We start from the raw sequence: 15,609 nt of genomic DNA on the forward strand, positions 1-15,609 counted from the left end.
GATTGAGCGGCATCAGACTGGACGGCAGGCAGACAAGAAGAACATTTCCGGAGGCTGAAGGCTGATGGGCGCTTATGTCATTCGCCGCCTGCTTCTGATGATCCCGACCATCGTCGGCATCATGGCGATTTCCTTCATCGTCATTCAATTCGCGCCGGGTGGCCCCGTCGAGCAGGTGATCGCCCAATTGACCGGTCAGGCCGATGGCGCCGACCAGCGCCTGTCAGGCGGCGGCGACCTCCTGGGTGATAGCGGTGGCGACGAAGGCTCCAGGTATCGCGGCGCCCAGGGGCTCGATCCGGAACTAATCGCCAAGCTGGAAAAACAGTTCGGCTTCGACAAACCGCCGCTGACGCGTTTCGGCGAGATGATGTGGAATTACATCCGCTTCGATTTCGGCGAGAGCTTCTTCCGCAATACCTCCGTGCTCGACCTCATCAAGGAGAAGCTGCCGGTGTCGATCTCGCTCGGCATCTGGATCCTGATCTTCTCCTATGCCATCTCCATCCCGCTCGGTATCCGCAAGGCGGTCAAGGACGGATCGACCTTCGACGTCTGGACCTCGGGCGTCATCATCATCGGTTACGCCGTGCCGAGCTTCCTCTTCGGCATTCTGCTGATCGTGCTTTTCGCCGGCGGTTCCTTCTACGACTGGTTTCCGCTGCGGGGTCTCGTCTCCGACAATTTCGACCAGCTCGCCTGGTGGCAGAAGCCGCTCGACTATTTCTGGCATCTCACCCTGCCGTTGATTTCGCTTTCTCTCGCCGCCTTCGCCACCACGACGCTGCTGACCAAGAATTCCTTCATCGAGGAGATCAAGAAGCAGTATGTCGTCACCGCTCGCGCCAAGGGCCTGAACGAGCGACAGGTGCTCTACGGCCATGTCTTCCGCAATGCCATGCTGATCATCATCGCCGGTTTCCCCGGCGCCTTCATCTCCGCTTTCTTCACCGGCTCGCTGCTCATCGAAAACATCTTCTCGCTGGATGGCCTCGGCCGCCTCGGCTATCTCTCGGTGGTCAACCGGGATTATCCGATCGTCTTCGCCACACTCTACATCTTCTCGCTGCTCGGCCTTTTCGTCAGCCTGGTCTCGGACCTGATCTACACCTGGATCGATCCGCGCATCGATTTCGAGCGGAGGGATGTCTGATGGACGCCGCCGCAAATCCCGCCGTCGCAACCCCGGTCAAGCCGCCGCGCAAGGGACTGCTCTCGCCGACCAACATCCGCCGCTGGAAGAATTTCCGTGCGAACGGCCGCGGCTACTGGTCGTTGTGGCTGTTCCTGCTGCTGTTCGGGCTCAGCCTGTTTGCCGAATTCCTCGCCAACGACCGGCCGATCATCGCCTCCTACAAGGGCGAGATCCTGTTTCCGGTGCTGATTGATTACCCCGAGGAGAAGTTCGGCGGCTTCCTGGCGGAAACCGATTATCGCTCCTCGGTGATTGCGGACGAAATCAACGCCAATGGCTGGATGATCTGGCCGCCGATCCGCTATTCCTACCGCTCGGTCAATTCGAACATTCCGCATTCGGCGCCGACCGCCCCCTTCTGGCTGATGACCAAGGAGGAGCGCTGCGCCGGTTATCCCCAAGGCGCGAACGATCCCGCCTGCACCCTCGGCAATCTCAACTGGCTCGGCACCGACGATCAGGCCCGCGACGTGCTGGCGCGCGTCATCTACGGTTTCCGTATCTCCGTGCTCTTCGGCCTCGCGCTCACCATCTGCTCGGCGATCATCGGCGTCACGGCGGGCGCGGTGCAGGGTTATTTCGGCGGCTGGACCGACCTTTTGCTGCAGCGTTTCATCGAGATCTGGTCGTCGATGCCGGTGCTCTACATCCTGCTGATCATCGCTGCGATCCTGCCGCCCGGCTTCTTCGTGCTGCTCGGCATCATGCTGCTCTTTTCCTGGGTCGGCTTCGTCGGCATCGTGCGCGCCGAATTCCTGCGCGCCCGCAATTTCGAATATGTCCGCGCCGCCCGCGCGCTCGGCGTCAACAACCGCACCATCATGTGGCGTCACCTCTTGCCCAATGCCATGGTGGCGACGCTGACCTTCCTGCCCTTCATTCTCTCCGGCTCGATCACAACGCTGACCTCGCTCGATTTCCTGGGCTTCGGCATGCCGCCGGGCTCCCCCTCGCTCGGCGAGATGATCGCCCAGGGCAAGACCAACCTGCAGGCGCCCTGGCTGGGGCTGACGGCCTTCTTCACTATGTCGATCATGCTCTCCCTGCTGATCTTCATCGGCGAAGCCGTGCGCGACGCCTTCGATCCGAGGAAGACGTTTCAATGAGTGAGATGACAAAACCGCTGCTTTCCGTCCGCGATCTCTCGGTTGCCTTTCACCAGGGCGGCGAGACCTCGCTCGCCGTCGATCGTATCTCCTTCGACATCGCCAAGGGCGAGGTCGTGGCGCTCGTCGGCGAATCCGGTTCCGGCAAATCCGTCTCTGCCAATTCGATCCTGCGGCTCCTGCCTTACCCTTCCGCAAGCCATCCCTCCGGCGAAATCCTGTTCAAGGGCAAGGACCTCCTGAAGGCGCCGGAGCGGGTGTTGCGGGAGGTGCGCGGCAACGACATCACCATGATCTTCCAGGAGCCGATGACCTCGCTCAATCCGCTTCACACGATCGAAAAGCAGATTGGTGAGATACTCGCTTTGCACCAGGGTCTGACCGGCCAGCCGGCGCGTGAGCGCGTGCTGGAATTGTTGAACCAGGTCGGCATCCGCGAGCCGGAGAAGCGGTTGAAAGCCTATCCGCACGAACTGTCAGGCGGCCAGCGCCAGCGTGTCATGATCGCCATGGCGCTCGCCAACCGGCCCGAATTGCTGATCGCCGACGAGCCGACGACGGCGCTCGACGTCACCGTGCAGGCGCAGATCCTCGAATTGCTGCGGCAATTGAAGACGGCGCACGGCATGTCGCTGCTGTTCATCACCCACGATCTCGGCATCGTGCGCAAATTCGCCGACCGCGTCTGCGTCATGACCAAGGGCAAGATCGTCGAGGCCGGCACGGTGGAGGAGGTCTTCACCAATCCAAAGCACGACTATACACGCCACCTTCTCGCCTCCGAGCCGCGCGGCGAGCCGCCGCTTGCCGATCCGTCGAAGCCGGTGGTGATGGAAGGCTCCGATATCCGCGTCTGGTTCCCAATCAAGGCAGGCCTGATGCGCCGGGTCGTCGATCATGTGAAGGCGGTCGACGGCATCGATCTTTCGCTGCGCGCCGGGCAGACGCTGGGCGTCGTCGGCGAATCCGGTTCCGGCAAGACCACGCTTGGTCTCGCGCTCACCCGGCTGATCTCCTCGCAGGGGCGGATCGCATTTATCGGCAAGGATATAGCCGGCTATTCGTTCAGTGAGATGCGGCCGCTGCGCAATCAGCTGCAGATCGTCTTCCAGGATCCCTACGGCTCGCTCAGCCCCCGCATGTCGGTCGGCGATATCATTGCCGAAGGGCTGAAGGTGCATGAGCGCGCCTTGAGCGCCGAAGAGCGCGACCAGCGCGTGTGCTGGGCGCTGGAGGAGGTGGGGCTCGATCCACTGACCCGCTGGCGTTATCCGCATGAATTCTCCGGCGGCCAGCGCCAGCGCATCGCCATTGCCCGCGCCATGGTGCTGAAGCCGCGCTTCGTCATGCTCGACGAGCCCACATCCGCGCTCGACATGAGCGTGCAGGCCCAGGTGGTCGATCTCCTGCGCGACCTGCAAAAGAAGCATGACCTCGCCTATCTCTTCATCAGCCATGACCTGAAGGTGGTGAAGGCGCTTGCCAACGACGTCATCGTCATGCGTTTCGGCAAGGTGGTCGAGCAGGGGCCTTCCGCGGAGATCTTCCGCGCGCCGAAGGACGAATACACCAGGGCGCTGATGGCCGCCGCTTTCAACATCGAGGCGGTGCCGACGCCCGCCGTGCAGCAGTAAAGAAGATCATGTCCGCACGTCCTCCCGTTCTCGTCGATATCAAGTTCAATCCCGAAGGCGTTGCTCGCGTCCTGAAGACGGCCTTTGCCGATCGCGGCAGCATCAATCTCGCCGAGCCCGCCAATAGCGGGCGTGATCTAAGCGAAGCTGAATACGCCCTTCTCTGGAAACCGGATGCCGACCTCTTCCAGCGGGCGCCGAACCTCAAGGCAATCTTCTCGGGCGGCGCCGGCGTCGACCATATCATCGGCATGGACGGCCTGCCCGATATCCCGATTGTCCGTTTCGTCGATCGCAGCCTGACGACCCGCATGAGCGAATGGGTCGTCATGCAGTGCCTGATGCATCTGCGTGGCCAATACGCCCATGATATCAGCCAGCGGCAGCGCCAATGGGCCAAGCTGATTGCGCCGGAGGCGGCCGAGGTGACGGTCGGTGTGATGGGCCTTGGCGTCCTCGGCCAGGATGCAGTCGCCAAGCTCAAGGTGATGGGTTTCGATGTCATCGGCTGGTCGCGCACCCGCAAGGAGATCAATGGCGTCGAAACCTTCGATGCGCGCGCGCTGGATCGCTTCCTCGCAAAGACGGACATTCTTGTCGGCCTGCTGCCGCTGACGCCTGAGACAACAGGGTTTTATAATAGCGGGCTCTTTAAGAAGCTCCGCCGCGATGGGGCGCTTGAAAAGCCGGTCTTCATCAATGCCGGCCGCGGCAAAAGCCAGGTCGAGGCCGATATCGTCTCGGCTATCCGGGATGGCACGCTCGGCGGTGCGTCCCTCGATGTCTTCGAAGTGGAGCCGCTGGCTTCCGGCAGCCCGTTGTGGAATCTGGAGAACGTCTTCATCACGCCGCATGATGCGGCCGTCTCGGAAGAAAACGCACTCTTCCGTCATGTCGAGGCGCAGATCGCCCGGTTCGAGCGCGGCGAGCCGCTGCAATTCGTCGTCGACCGCGCCGTCGGCTATTGAGGGCCCGGAACCTTCAAGACAGCAGACCGTTTTCCTGCAGAGTTCTTTATGGCCGATCGGCCGTCAAGACAGCGGAAGGAGACGATGATGGCGCATCAGACGGAAACACGCTGGGAAAAGTCCGATGGCAAGCTTCACCGGGAAGAACAGATCCCGCCGGTGAAGGCAAGGCAGGGGCGTATGGGTTATCGCATCCTGATGGTGCTGCTCGCCGCCCTGGTGCTAGCTTTCGTGGTCTGGATTCCAGTCGAAATCTGGGGCAATCGCGAGGCGGAGGAAGTGGCGCCGCAACAGCCCGGTCAGCAGCTTCAGTCGCAGCAGCCAAGCGCAGCGCCTGCGCCGACGCTGCAGAACGGCAATGCGATTCCGACCGAAACGCCGAACACCACGCCGGCCGCTCCGAATGTCGCGCCTGCACCAGCCCAGCCGGCCGCGCCGGCCCAGTAAAGCTTTGCCAGTTAATCTCCTGCATCCCGCCGCCATGCCGCGGCGGGATGTTTATTGTTTTGTCTGGACTTTCTCTGCCGATTTTTCGATAAGAAGGCGCACGAGCCGGTTTCGTGCGCCCGGCCGGAGCTTAGCAGCACCTCGGAACTTGGCAGCGCCTGACCGGAGTGGACAGGGGCAGGAATCTCATGGCCAAGACTGATATCGCGAGACGCGTCTACAATCACGCTTGGAAACTCGACCCGATCATCCGTAGCCTGATCGATACCGACTTCTATAAGCTCCTGATGCTGCAGATGATCTGGAAGCTCTATCCCGATGTGAACGCCTCCTTCACGCTGATCAACCGTACCAAGCGCGTGCATCTCGCCGAGGAGATCGACGAGGGCGAATTGCGCGAACAGCTCGATCATGCCCGCACATTGAGGCTCTCCAAGAAGGAGATGATCTGGCTTGCGGGTAACAGCTTCTATGGCCGCGCCCAAATCTTCGAGCCGGAATTCCTCGCCTGGCTTTCCAACTTCCAGCTCCCCGAATACGAGCTGTCGAAGAAGGATGGGCAATATGTCCTGGATTTCCACGGGTCGTGGAAAGAAACCACCATGTGGGAGATCCCGGCACTTGCCATCGTCAACGAGCTGCGTTCGCGCTCGGCGATGAAGGCGCTCGGCCCCTTCACCCTCGATGTGCTCTATGCTCGCGCCAAGGCGAAGATGTGGTCGAAAGTCGAGCGGCTGAAGGAGCTTCCCGGCCTGCGCATCTCCGATTTCGGCACCCGCCGCCGCCACAGCTTCCTCTGGCAGCGCTGGTGCGTCGAGGCGCTGAAGGAAGGCATCGGACCGGCCTTTACCGGCACAAGCAACGTATTGCTGGCGATGGATTCCGATCTCGAAGCGGTCGGCACCAATGCCCATGAACTGCCGATGGTGGCCGCAGCGCTGGCGGAAACCGACGAGCAGCTGCGCAACGCGCCCTACAAGATCCTGCGCGATTGGAACAAGCTCTATGGCGGCAATCTTCTGATCGTCCTGCCGGATGCTTTTGGCACCGCTGCCTTCCTGCGCGACGCGCCGGAATGGGTCGCCGACTGGACCGGCTTCCGCCCGGACAGCGCACCGCCGATCGAAGGTGGCGAGAAGATCATCGACTGGTGGAAGAAGATGGGCCGCGATCCGCGCCAGAAGCTCTTGATCTTTTCCGATGGCCTCGATGTCGACGCCATCATCGATACCTACCGGCATTTCGAAGGACGCGTGCGCATGAGCTTCGGCTGGGGCACCAATCTGACGAATGATTTTGCCGGCTGCGCGCCGACCGAAATATCGGGCCTCAACCCGATCTCCGTCGTCTGTAAGGTCAGCGACGCCAACGGCCGTCCGGCGGTAAAACTCTCGGACAACCCGCAGAAGGCAACCGGCGAGCCGGCGGAGGTCGAACGTTACCTGAAATTCTTCGGCGCCGAGGATCGGGTCGATCAGACCGTCCTGGTATAGGCACGCGGCGAGGCGCGGCCCTCCCGGGGCATATCGATATGCCCCGCCATCGCATCCTCGATCGACCAGCCGAAGCGCCAGGCGTCGAACATCGAATACCATTCCTGCAGATCGGTGATCGGGAGGACATTCGGCTTCGACATCGGGTTGTCGGCCAAGGTACGGCCAAGTGCACGGTCGCGCACGCCGCGCTCCTGCATTTCAAGCAGATTCTCGAACATCATCACCCCGACCCTCCATTCGATGGGTTTATGCAATCATGCTAATGAAGCATTGTCGAGTCCGGATATCGCCATTCCGGTTTTTCACAGGATTAGCCCCAATTCGCTATTTTGGGATGGTCACGGCTTAGTCTGACGTCGATCCTGGCGAGACCAACGAAGCGTGACGGGGAGGCCCGGTTTCCTGGCTGGGGTCCGCCACCGGGCCTCCCGGCTGTCCGAATCTCTCAAAGCCGGCAGCGTCGACAACTTGCCGTTTTCCGCTCGGGTCGATCCAACTGCGATGGGTACGAGCATTAGCCAAGGGTTAATATCCACCGGCCTCGCCCCGAATCGAACCATCCCGGCGCGGGCTGGCATCCGTCTCCGCTTCAGGCAGCCAATCTGCGAAACCGCGTCCTGATCCTGTCGAGGTAATAATGACCGGGAGACGGCGCCGCCGTCATCGCATGGGCTTCCGACGACGGAACGCCCTCGAACAGGCGCTCTTCGCCATTCTTGAAGCAGATCCTGAGCCGCCCATCTTCCTGGTTGAAATAGACGGATTTGATGATCTTCGATTTGACCGAAAGTTCTTCCACCTGTTTTACCTCTGTTTTTAGTTTTGCAGACGGTAAACCCAAACGTGCAAAGACGCGGTGAAGCAGCGTGGTAAAAATTCAGGAATCTTTCTGATCAGTCCTGGCGCTTTTCTCGATGGGGGATCGGGCCTTCGTTTCGCGCTGGCTCATTATCCGTATTCGCCATGGACACGAAGATTGGGCCAGCCAGGTCAGGCTTAAAATTCAATCTATTGGAAGATCAAAACGCGGATGCCGAAAATGGCGGACAGGGAGGGATTCGAACCCTCGGTACGCTTTCACGTACACACGCGTTCCAGGCGTGCGCCTTAAACCACTCGGCCACCTGTCCTTTGGCGTTCGCGCCCGGATAGGAGCAAATCGTCGGAACGGCGCGATATATACCGATGAATTTTTGCCGATCAACCCAAATCTAACAGTTTTTTGACTTCTTCCGATAAAACTCGCCTGCGCCCATCCCATTGTGCTTCACCTCATCGACGACTATGTAATTCTCAAGGTGGAGAATGGCGCGGGTTGGCCGGAATTGTCCGGCATATCGAAGCGTCGGAGGGATTGATGCGTTTCCTGTTGCGTCTGGCGAGTCTTGTCGCGCTTGCGGCAGCCGTTATTGCCGGGACCATCGATTCGATACAGTCGGTTGCGGCCTCGGCCGTGGTGATGACCCCGATCTCCGATGCCTGGCAGGATGTGAGCCCGGCGACCCTGACCTCGCTGCAATCGTCTCTTTCCTACTACGTCCACCCGCGTTTTTATGCTTTCATTTTCCAGTGGCTGATGCTCCAGCCGGCCTTTGCCGTCTTCCTGGTGATCGCGCTGCTGCTCTGGATGGTCGGCTACAAGAAGCCGCAGATTTCCGGACGCTTCATTGCATAGAAGCATAGTCTTGCGGGTATGATCCGGTGACAAATTTCGAAGGATGCCGCCTTCTCCATGCTCTCGACATCGATCGCCGGATTGGCTAGAAAATCCGCATTCAGATGAGAGGGGCGTCCAAAAATCGGTCTCGAAGAACCGATTTTCAGCAATCGCCGCAAATCTTTACCAACCGAAAAATTTCTGGTGAATTTTTCCGTGAGCCATGCAAGGATGCGCGCAGCCTGGCCTCCGGGGGGAGGTCGGTGGTTCCGCAGACATGTCCAAAAAGGACTTGCGGGAGGACCCCTAACAAATAGCAACAACAGGGCTGCAACTCATGAAAAAATCCCTTCTCACCCTCCTTGCCATGGCTGCCATGTCGACGACGGCGCTGGCCGCCGATGTCAAGCCGGCGCTGGTTTACGGCACTGGCGGGAAGTTCGATAAGTCTTTCAACGAAGCGGCCTATAACGGCGCAGAGAAATTCAAGGCCGAGACCGGCATTGCCTATCGCGATTTCGAGCCGACGGGCGACACCCAGGGCGAACAGGCTATCCGCAACTTCGCAAGCCGCGGTTTCAATCCGGTGGTTGCCGTTTCCTTCGCCTGGACCTCGGCTATCGAGAAGGTTGCAGCCGAATTCCCCGATACCAAGTTCATCATCGTCGATTCCGTCGTCGACAAGCCAAACGTCCGTTCGGTCGTCTACAAGGAAGAAGAGGGCTCCTATCTCGTCGGCATTCTCGCCGGCATGGCCTCTAAGACCGGCAAGGTCGGTTTCGTCGGCGGCATGGACATTCCGCTGATCCGCAAATTCGAATGTGGCTATGAGCAGGGCGCCCGCGCCGCAAAGGCCGGTATCGAAGTATTCCAGAACATGACAGGCACCACCGGTGCGGCCTGGAACGACCCGGTTCGCGGCGGTGAGCTCACCAAGAACCAGATCGACCAGGGTGCCGACGTCATTTACGCGGCAGCCGGCGCCACCGGTCTCGGCGTTCTGCAGACCGCTGCCGACAACAAGAAGCTGTCGATCGGCGTCGACTCCAATCAGAACCACCTGCATCCCGGCTCGGTGCTGACCTCGATGGTCAAGCGCGTCGACCTCGCCGTCTACAACGCCTATACCGACACCAAGAACGACAAGTTCACCGGCGGCGTCCAAGCGCTCGGCGTCAAGGAAGATGGTGTCGGTGCTGCGATCGACGACAACAACAAGTCGCTGATCACGCCGGAAATGCAGGCCGCCGTCGACAAGGCGAAGGCCGACATCATTGCCGGAACCGTCAAGGTTCACGATTATACCTCGGACAACGCTTGCCCGAAGTGATCCGTGCCCTGATGTAATCGACGATTGAGATCGGGCGTATGGCGGAGGGGATTTTCGCCATACGCCCTTTTCTTATTTGGAGCCTGCAGTGACAGATAAGCCCGCTATCGAGCTTGTCGGCATCGATAAGAAATTCGGTGCCGTCCACGCCAACAAGGATATCAACCTCACCGTTGCCAAGGGGACGATCCACGGCATCATCGGTGAAAACGGCGCCGGCAAATCGACGCTGATGTCGATCATCTACGGTTTTTACCACGCCGATAGCGGCGAGATCCGCGTCAACGGCAATCCGGTCACCATCCGCGACAGCCAGGCGGCGATCGCCGCCGGGATCGGCATGGTGCACCAGCATTTCATGCTGGTCGACAATTTCACGGTGCTGGAGAACATCATGCTCGGCGCCGAAGGCGGCATGCTGCTGGCGAGAGGCGTCGCTTCGGCCCGCGCCGAGCTGAAGCGGCTGGAAACGGAATATGGGCTGGAAGTCGATCCAGATGCGCTCATCGAAGAGCTTCCGGTCGGCCTGCAGCAGCGCGTCGAAATCCTGAAAGCCATGTATCGCGGCGCCGAGATCCTGATCCTCGACGAGCCCACCGGCGTGCTGACGCCGGCGGAGGCCGACCATCTTTTCCGCATCCTCAAGGTGCTGCGCGACCAGGGCAAGACGATCATCCTCATCACCCATAAGTTGCGCGAGATCATGGCGATCACCGATACGGTGTCCGTCATGCGCCGCGGCGAGATGGTCGCGACCCGCAAGACGGCGGAAACGACGGTGGAGGAACTCGCCGAGTTGATGGTCGGCCGCCGCGTGCTGCTGCGCGTTCAGAAGGGTGAGGCAAACCCCGGCGCTCCGGTGCTCACGGTTCGCAACCTCACCGTCAAGGACAATCGCGGCGTCACCATGGTCGACAATGTCTCCTTCGACGTGAGGGCCGGCGAGATCGTTGGCATCGCCGGTGTCGCCGGCAACGGCCAGTCGGAATTGCTGGAGGCGATTGCCGGCATCCGCAAGCCCACCTCCGGAGAAATCCTTCTCGACGGTCAGACGATCGACAAGGCCGACCCTGCCCGTCTGCGCGAACTCGGCCTCGCCCATATTCCCGAAGACCGCCATCATATGGGGCTGGTGCTGAAGTTCGAGGAATACGAAAATTCCGTGCTCGGCTATCATCGCCGCCCGGGTTACAGCAAAGGTCCGCTGCTCGATCTCGAAGCGATCCGCAGGGATGCGATGGAAAAGATCGAGAAATACGACATCCGCCCGCCGAACCCGCGGCTGAAGACGGCGAATTTCTCCGGCGGCAACCAGCAGAAGATCGTCGTCGCCCGCGAGATCGAACGCGACCCGAAGATGCTGATCATCGGCCAGCCGACCCGCGGCGTCGATATCGGCGCCATCGAATTCATTCACCGCCGGATCATCGAGATGCGCGATGCGGGCAAGGCGATCCTGCTCGTCTCCGTCGAACTCGATGAGATCCGCGCCCTTTCAGACCGTATCCTTGTCATGTTCGCCGGCCATGTCGTCGGCGAGAAGACGCCCGATGCCGGTGAACAGACCCTCGGCCTGATGATGGCCGGCATTGCCGCGTGAGGATTTTATGAGCACTGCATCAGTTCCATTGCCCAACTGGATCAGTTACGGCCTGATCCCGCTGTTGAACCTCCTCGTCGCTTTCCTGATATCGGGCTTCGTCGTCTGGCTGATCGGCGAGAGCCCGCTCGATGCGCTGTCGCTGCTGCTCGAAGGCGCGTTCGGCAGCGGCGAAGGCATAGGATTCACGCTCTATTACGCGACGAGTTTCATCTTCACCGGCCTTTCCGTCGCGGTTGCCATCCATGCCGGCCTTTTCAACATCGGCTCGGAAGGTCAGGCCTATATTGGCGGCCTCGGCTGCGCGCTCGTGGCGCTGGCGCTCGATCGCTATGTGCCGTGGTATGTGACGATGCCGATCGCCGTCATAGGCGCTGGTCTCTTTGGTGCAGCCTGGGCCTTCATTCCCGCGTTCCTTCAGGCCAAGCGCGGCAGCCATATCGTCATCACGACGATCATGTTCAACTACATCGCCGCCGCTCTCATGGTGTACCTGCTGGTGCACGTGCTGATCGTGCCGGGCAAGATGGCGCCGGAAACCCGCACCTTCCTCGAGGGCGGGCAGTTGCCGAAGCTTGGCTGGGTCATGAGCATCTTCGGCAGTAAGCTGGGTGCCGCACCCTTCAACGTCTCCTTCATCATCGCCCTTTTTGCCGCCTGGTTTGTCTGGATCCTCATCTGGCGCACCAAGCTTGGCTTCGAGATGCGAACGCTGGGCGTGAGTTCGACGGCGGCAGCCTATGCCGGCATTCCCTATGCGCGGATCGTCATCATCGCCATGCTGCTGTCCGGTGCGCTCGCCGGCATGATGGCGCTGAACCCGGTCATGGGCTCTTCCGCCCGCCTGCAGGTGGAGTTCGTCGGCGGCGCCGGTTTCGTCGGTATCGCCGTATCGCTGATGGGCCGCAATCATCCGCTCGGCATCATCTTCGCCGCAGTCCTTTTCGGCGTCCTTTATCAGGGCGGCGACTGGATCTCCTTCGAAATGCCGAACATCACCCGCGAAATGATCCTCGTCATCCAAGGTCTGGTGATCCTGTTCGCCGGCGCGCTGGAATATATGTTCCGGCCGGCGATGGTGCGCGTCTATCAACAGTTCAAGCGAGCCTGAAGGAGCGGACGATGGATTATTATGACATCTTCATCAATGTCCTGAGCTCGACGGTACGGCTCTCCATCCCGCTGATCTTTACAGCGCTCGCAGGCCTGTTTTCCGAGCGTGCGGGCATCTTCGATATCGGTCTCGAGGGCAAGATGCTGGGCTCGGCCTTCGCCGCCGCCTGCGTGGCCTATCTCACCGGCTCGGCCTGGCTTGGTCTCGGCGCCGGCATCGTCTGCTCGGTGGCGCTCAGTCTGGTGCATGGCTTTGCCTCGATCACCAACCGCGGCAACCAGATCGTGTCGGGTGTCGCCATCAACTTCTTCATCGCCGGTATCACCATCGTGCTCGGCCAGGCCTGGTTCGGCCAGGGCGGGCGCACGCCGCAACTGCCGCCGGATGCGCGCTTCGCGCCGATCATCCTGCCGGGCGCCGATGCCGCCCGCGACATCCCGATCATCGGCCCGCTCTACGCCAACGTCATATCGGGCAACAATATCCTCACCTATCTCGCCTTTCTCGCCGTGCCCTTTTCCTGGTGGGTGCTTTACCGCACGCGCTTCGGCCTCAGGATGCGCGCCGTCGGCGAAAACCCGGGCGCGGTCGATACGGCTGGCATCTCGGTCACCTGGCTGCGCTACCGCGCCGTCATGTGCGCCGGCATCCTCTGCGGCTTTGCCGGCACTTATCTCGCGATCGCCCAGTCCGCCGCCTTCATCAAGGACATGTCGGCCGGCAAGGGCTATATCGCGCTCGCCGCTCTGGTCTTCGCCAAGTGGAAGCCGGTGCCGGTCATGTTCGCCTGCCTGCTCTTCGGCTTCCTCGATGCGTTGGCGAACTTCATGCAGGGCAAGCAGGTGCCGCTGATCGGCGAGGTGCCGGTCCAGGTCTTCCAGGCGCTGCCCTATATCCTGACCTGCGTCCTGCTTGCCGGCTTCATCGGCGTCGCGATCCCGCCGAAGGCCGGCGGAGTGCCTTATACGAAGGAGCGTTGATCATGTCCCACGACCTGTTCGAAGCCGCCCGCGGGGCAATGGCCTTTGCCCATGCGCCTTATTCGAAATTTCCCGTCGGCGCGGCGATCCGCGCCGAGGACGGCAAGGTCTATACCGGCGCCAACATCGAGAACCTGTCCTTTCCGCAAGGGTGGTGCGCCGAGCCGACGGCGATCAGCGCCATGATCATGGGCGGCGCCAAACAAATCGTCGAAATGGCCGTCATTGCCGAGAAACTCCCGCTCTGCCCGCCTTGCGGCGGCTGTCGGCAGAAGATCTCCGAATTCGCCTCCAAGGATACCAGGATCTATCTCTGCGACGAGGCGGGCGTGCAGAAGACCATGACCATGGAAGAGCTTCTTCCCTTCAGCTTCGAGACCGAACTCGGATGAGGGCGACGGTCGATCTGCTTGCCGCATTGCTCGGCACCATCAAGCCGCGCCACGGCATCGTGCTCGGCTCCGGCCTCGGTGCCCTCGTTGGGCAGCTGGAAGGCGCCGTGCGTATTCCCTATCGCGACCTGCCGGGCTTTCCCGTCAGCGCCGTGTCGGGCCATGCCGGCGAAGTCGTCGCCGGCCGCCTCGGCGGCGTGCCTGTGGTCATGCTCTCCGGCCGCGTCCACTACTATGAGAAGGGCGATGCCAATGCCATGCGGCTGCCGATCGAGGTCTTGAAGGCGCTCGGCGTCGAGGCATTGATCCTGACCAATTCGGCAGGGTCGCTGCGTGACGACATGCCGCCCGGTTCGGTGATGCAGATCACCGATCATATCAACTATTCCGGCATGAACCCGCTGATCGGCGAAGAAAGCGATCATCGCTTCGTCGGCATGACCAATGCTTATGATGCCGGTCTGGCCGCCGCGATGCAGAAGGCTGCGGCAAAGCTCAAGATCGAGCTGGCCCAGGGTGTTTACATGTGGTTCTCCGGCCCGAGCTTCGAAACGCCGGCCGAAATCCGCATGGCGCGCATCCTTGGCGCCGATGCCGTCGGCATGTCGACGGTGCCCGAGGTCATCATCGCAAGAATGCTGGGCCTGAGGGTTGCGGCCGCCTCCGTTATCACCAACTATGGGGCAGGCATGACCGGCAATGAGCTCAGCCACGAAGAAACCAAGGACATGGCGCCAATCGGCGGCGCCCGTCTTGCCGCCATACTGAAAGACATGCTTGCGGCCGGAACAGGATGATTTTAGGCCGGGTCGGCCTAAAATCCGAATCCTGTTCTACATTCAAGAGTGAGAGCATGATGTCGTCCGAAAACCGCTCCACACTATTCGGCCTCATGCTCTAGAGGAAGCGAAAATGAATAGCCATTCCATCCGGGAGACGGCAGCCGTCGCCCTTTCCCTTCTCGATCTCACCAATCTGAAGGACGATTGCACCGAAGCCCAGATCGACGCGCTCTGCGCCCGTGCGCAGACGCCCTATGGCAACAGCGCCGCGATCTGCATCTGGCCGCGTTTCGTCGCCCATGCCCGCAATATTCTCGGCACGGGCCATGCGGTGCGGATCGCGACCGTCGTCAACTTCCCTTCCGGCGATATGGAAGTCGCCGATGTCGCCGCCGAAACACGCGAAGCGATCGCCGATGGCGCCGATGAAATCGATCTGGTCATTCCCTACCGCAAATTCATATCAGGCAATGAGAAGGCGGTGACCGACATGGTCAGGGCCGTTCGTGCCGAATGCGCCGGTCCGGTTCTCCTCAAGGTCATCATCGAGACCGGCGAGCTGAAGGATGCGGCATTGATCCGCCGTGCCTCCGAACTCGCCATCGAAGCTGGCGCCGATTTCATCAAGACTTCCACCGGCAAGGTCGCTGTCAACGCGACGCTCGAAGCCGCCGACATCATGATCCGCGCCATTCGTGAGAGCGGCCGCAAGGTCGGCTTCAAGCCGGCCGGCGGCATCGGCTCGGTAGCCGATGCGGCGCTCTATCTCAGCCTTGCCGAGACCATCATGACACCGGATTGGGCGATGCCGTCGACCTTCCGTTTCGGCGCCTCCGGTCTGCTCGATGATATTCTGGCGGTTCTCGGTGGGGCGCAGTCGGTATCCGCTGCGGCATCGAGCTATTGAA

16 protein-coding genes and 1 tRNA gene are annotated in these 15,609 nt (G+C 61.0%); 14 read left to right on the forward strand and 3 right to left on the reverse strand.

Translation table 11 applies throughout. The features are described from left to right. Positions 1–64: 64 nt before the first annotated feature. The 6 genes from ATY76_RS19935 (at position 65) to pncB (ending at position 6,843) form a co-directional block, all read left to right on the forward strand. Positions 65–1,153 (forward strand): microcin C ABC transporter permease YejB, encoded by a 1,089-nt coding sequence (locus ATY76_RS19935; RefSeq protein ID WP_088676455.1) that lies wholly within the window; start codon positions 65–67, stop codon positions 1,151–1,153. Beyond that, positions 1,153–2,301 carry an ABC transporter permease gene (locus ATY76_RS19940; protein ID WP_088676456.1) on the forward strand — a complete coding sequence of 383 codons (1,149 nt, stop codon included), beginning with the start codon at positions 1,153–1,155 and terminating at the stop codon, positions 2,299–2,301. Before ATY76_RS19935 ends, ATY76_RS19940 begins: the two co-directional genes overlap by 1 nt. Beyond that, entirely contained in the window at positions 2,298–3,935 is a 1,638-nt protein-coding gene (locus tag ATY76_RS19945; RefSeq protein ID WP_088676457.1) for an ABC transporter ATP-binding protein, read from the forward strand. Before ATY76_RS19940 ends, ATY76_RS19945 begins: the two co-directional genes overlap by 4 nt. Before the next feature lie 8 nt (positions 3,936–3,943). Beyond that, positions 3,944–4,903, forward strand: coding sequence for a glyoxylate/hydroxypyruvate reductase A (locus ATY76_RS19950; protein ID WP_088676458.1), 960 nt, complete (start codon positions 3,944–3,946; stop codon positions 4,901–4,903). An 84-nt stretch (positions 4,904–4,987) separates the two neighbouring features. Next, entirely contained in the window at positions 4,988–5,350 is a 363-nt protein-coding gene (locus ATY76_RS19955; protein WP_190233702.1) for a hypothetical protein, read from the forward strand. A 188-nt stretch (positions 5,351–5,538) separates the two neighbouring features. Further along, on the forward strand, positions 5,539–6,843 hold the full coding sequence (gene pncB / locus ATY76_RS19960; RefSeq protein ID WP_088676459.1) for a nicotinate phosphoribosyltransferase: 1,305 nt from the start codon (positions 5,539–5,541) through the stop codon (positions 6,841–6,843). Here the strand turns inward: pncB and ATY76_RS19965 are convergent. From ATY76_RS19965 to ATY76_RS19975, 3 genes are all read right to left on the reverse strand, one after another. Then, entirely contained in the window at positions 6,825–7,064 is a 240-nt protein-coding gene (locus ATY76_RS19965) for a CrpP-related protein (RefSeq protein ID WP_088676950.1), read from the reverse strand. The two genes, pncB and ATY76_RS19965, sit on opposite strands and share 19 nt — an antisense overlap. A 371-nt stretch (positions 7,065–7,435) precedes the next feature. Next, positions 7,436–7,645, reverse strand: a complete 210-nt coding sequence (locus ATY76_RS19970; protein WP_042117711.1) for a KTSC domain-containing protein — start codon at positions 7,643–7,645, stop codon at positions 7,436–7,438. A 241-nt stretch (positions 7,646–7,886) separates the two neighbouring features. After that, positions 7,887–7,976, reverse strand: a tRNA-Ser gene (locus tag ATY76_RS19975). Between the two features lie 227 nt (positions 7,977–8,203). Here ATY76_RS19975 and ATY76_RS19980 point away from each other — a divergent pair. The 8 genes from ATY76_RS19980 to deoC all read left to right on the forward strand — a co-directional run bounded on the left by ATY76_RS19980 (position 8,204) and on the right by deoC (position 15,608). Next, positions 8,204–8,521, forward strand: a complete 318-nt coding sequence (locus tag ATY76_RS19980; protein ID WP_088676951.1) for a hypothetical protein — start codon at positions 8,204–8,206, stop codon at positions 8,519–8,521. 319 nt (positions 8,522–8,840) lie between these two features. After that, the gene (locus tag ATY76_RS19985) at positions 8,841–9,833 is read left to right on the forward strand and encodes a BMP family ABC transporter substrate-binding protein (RefSeq protein ID WP_088676460.1); all 993 of its coding nucleotides are present in this window, start codon (positions 8,841–8,843) and stop codon (positions 9,831–9,833) included. An 88-nt stretch (positions 9,834–9,921) separates the two neighbouring features. After that, positions 9,922–11,433 carry an ABC transporter ATP-binding protein gene (locus ATY76_RS19990; protein ID WP_088676461.1) on the forward strand — a complete coding sequence of 504 codons (1,512 nt, stop codon included), beginning with the start codon at positions 9,922–9,924 and terminating at the stop codon, positions 11,431–11,433. Between the two features lie 7 nt (positions 11,434–11,440). Further along, positions 11,441–12,544 (forward strand): ABC transporter permease, encoded by a 1,104-nt coding sequence (locus tag ATY76_RS19995; RefSeq protein ID WP_088676462.1) that lies wholly within the window; start codon positions 11,441–11,443, stop codon positions 12,542–12,544. A gap of 11 nt (positions 12,545–12,555) precedes the next feature. Continuing rightward, positions 12,556–13,527 (forward strand): ABC transporter permease, encoded by a 972-nt coding sequence (locus ATY76_RS20000; RefSeq protein ID WP_088676463.1) that lies wholly within the window; start codon positions 12,556–12,558, stop codon positions 13,525–13,527. Positions 13,528–13,529: 2 nt separating this feature from the next. Continuing rightward, the gene (locus ATY76_RS20005; protein ID WP_088676464.1) at positions 13,530–13,919 is read left to right on the forward strand and encodes a cytidine deaminase; all 390 of its coding nucleotides are present in this window, start codon (positions 13,530–13,532) and stop codon (positions 13,917–13,919) included. Further along, the gene (locus tag ATY76_RS20010; protein ID WP_088676465.1) at positions 13,916–14,716 is read left to right on the forward strand and encodes a purine-nucleoside phosphorylase; all 801 of its coding nucleotides are present in this window, start codon (positions 13,916–13,918) and stop codon (positions 14,714–14,716) included. The genes ATY76_RS20005 and ATY76_RS20010 overlap by 4 nt, the downstream gene beginning before the upstream one ends. Before the next feature lie 115 nt (positions 14,717–14,831). Next, complete coding sequence (gene deoC / locus ATY76_RS20015) at positions 14,832–15,608, forward strand: deoxyribose-phosphate aldolase (protein ID WP_088676466.1); 777 nt, start codon at positions 14,832–14,834, stop codon at positions 15,606–15,608. Position 15,609: the final 1 nt, after the last annotated feature.

The organism is Rhizobium sp. R339 (assembly GCF_002211395.1).
In the GTDB taxonomy this organism is placed as follows: Bacteria; Pseudomonadota; Alphaproteobacteria; order Rhizobiales; family Rhizobiaceae; genus Rhizobium.

Bases quoted from the DNA above. Each gene is read 5' to 3' on its own strand.
- ATY76_RS19935 (WP_088676455.1), top strand. From the start codon at position 65: ATGGGCGCTTATGTCATTCGCCGCCTGCTTCTGATGATCCCGACCATC.
- ATY76_RS20005 (WP_088676464.1), top strand. From the start codon at position 13,530: ATGTCCCACGACCTGTTCGAAGCCGCCCGCGGGGCAATGGCCTTTGCC.
- ATY76_RS20000 (WP_088676463.1), top strand. From the start codon at position 12,556: ATGGATTATTATGACATCTTCATCAATGTCCTGAGCTCGACGGTACGG.
- ATY76_RS20010 (WP_088676465.1), top strand. From the start codon at position 13,916: ATGAGGGCGACGGTCGATCTGCTTGCCGCATTGCTCGGCACCATCAAG.
- deoC (WP_088676466.1), top strand. From the start codon at position 14,832: ATGAATAGCCATTCCATCCGGGAGACGGCAGCCGTCGCCCTTTCCCTT.
- ATY76_RS19940 (WP_088676456.1), top strand. From the start codon at position 1,153: ATGGACGCCGCCGCAAATCCCGCCGTCGCAACCCCGGTCAAGCCGCCG.
- ATY76_RS19945 (WP_088676457.1), top strand. From the start codon at position 2,298: ATGAGTGAGATGACAAAACCGCTGCTTTCCGTCCGCGATCTCTCGGTT.
- ATY76_RS19985 (WP_088676460.1), top strand. From the start codon at position 8,841: ATGAAAAAATCCCTTCTCACCCTCCTTGCCATGGCTGCCATGTCGACG.
- pncB (WP_088676459.1), top strand. From the start codon at position 5,539: ATGGCCAAGACTGATATCGCGAGACGCGTCTACAATCACGCTTGGAAA.
- ATY76_RS19980 (WP_088676951.1), top strand. From the start codon at position 8,204: ATGCGTTTCCTGTTGCGTCTGGCGAGTCTTGTCGCGCTTGCGGCAGCC.
- ATY76_RS19950 (WP_088676458.1), top strand. From the start codon at position 3,944: ATGTCCGCACGTCCTCCCGTTCTCGTCGATATCAAGTTCAATCCCGAA.
- ATY76_RS19965 (WP_088676950.1), bottom strand. From the start codon at position 7,064: ATGTTCGAGAATCTGCTTGAAATGCAGGAGCGCGGCGTGCGCGACCGT.
- ATY76_RS19955 (WP_190233702.1), top strand. From the start codon at position 4,988: ATGATGGCGCATCAGACGGAAACACGCTGGGAAAAGTCCGATGGCAAG.
- ATY76_RS19995 (WP_088676462.1), top strand. From the start codon at position 11,441: ATGAGCACTGCATCAGTTCCATTGCCCAACTGGATCAGTTACGGCCTG.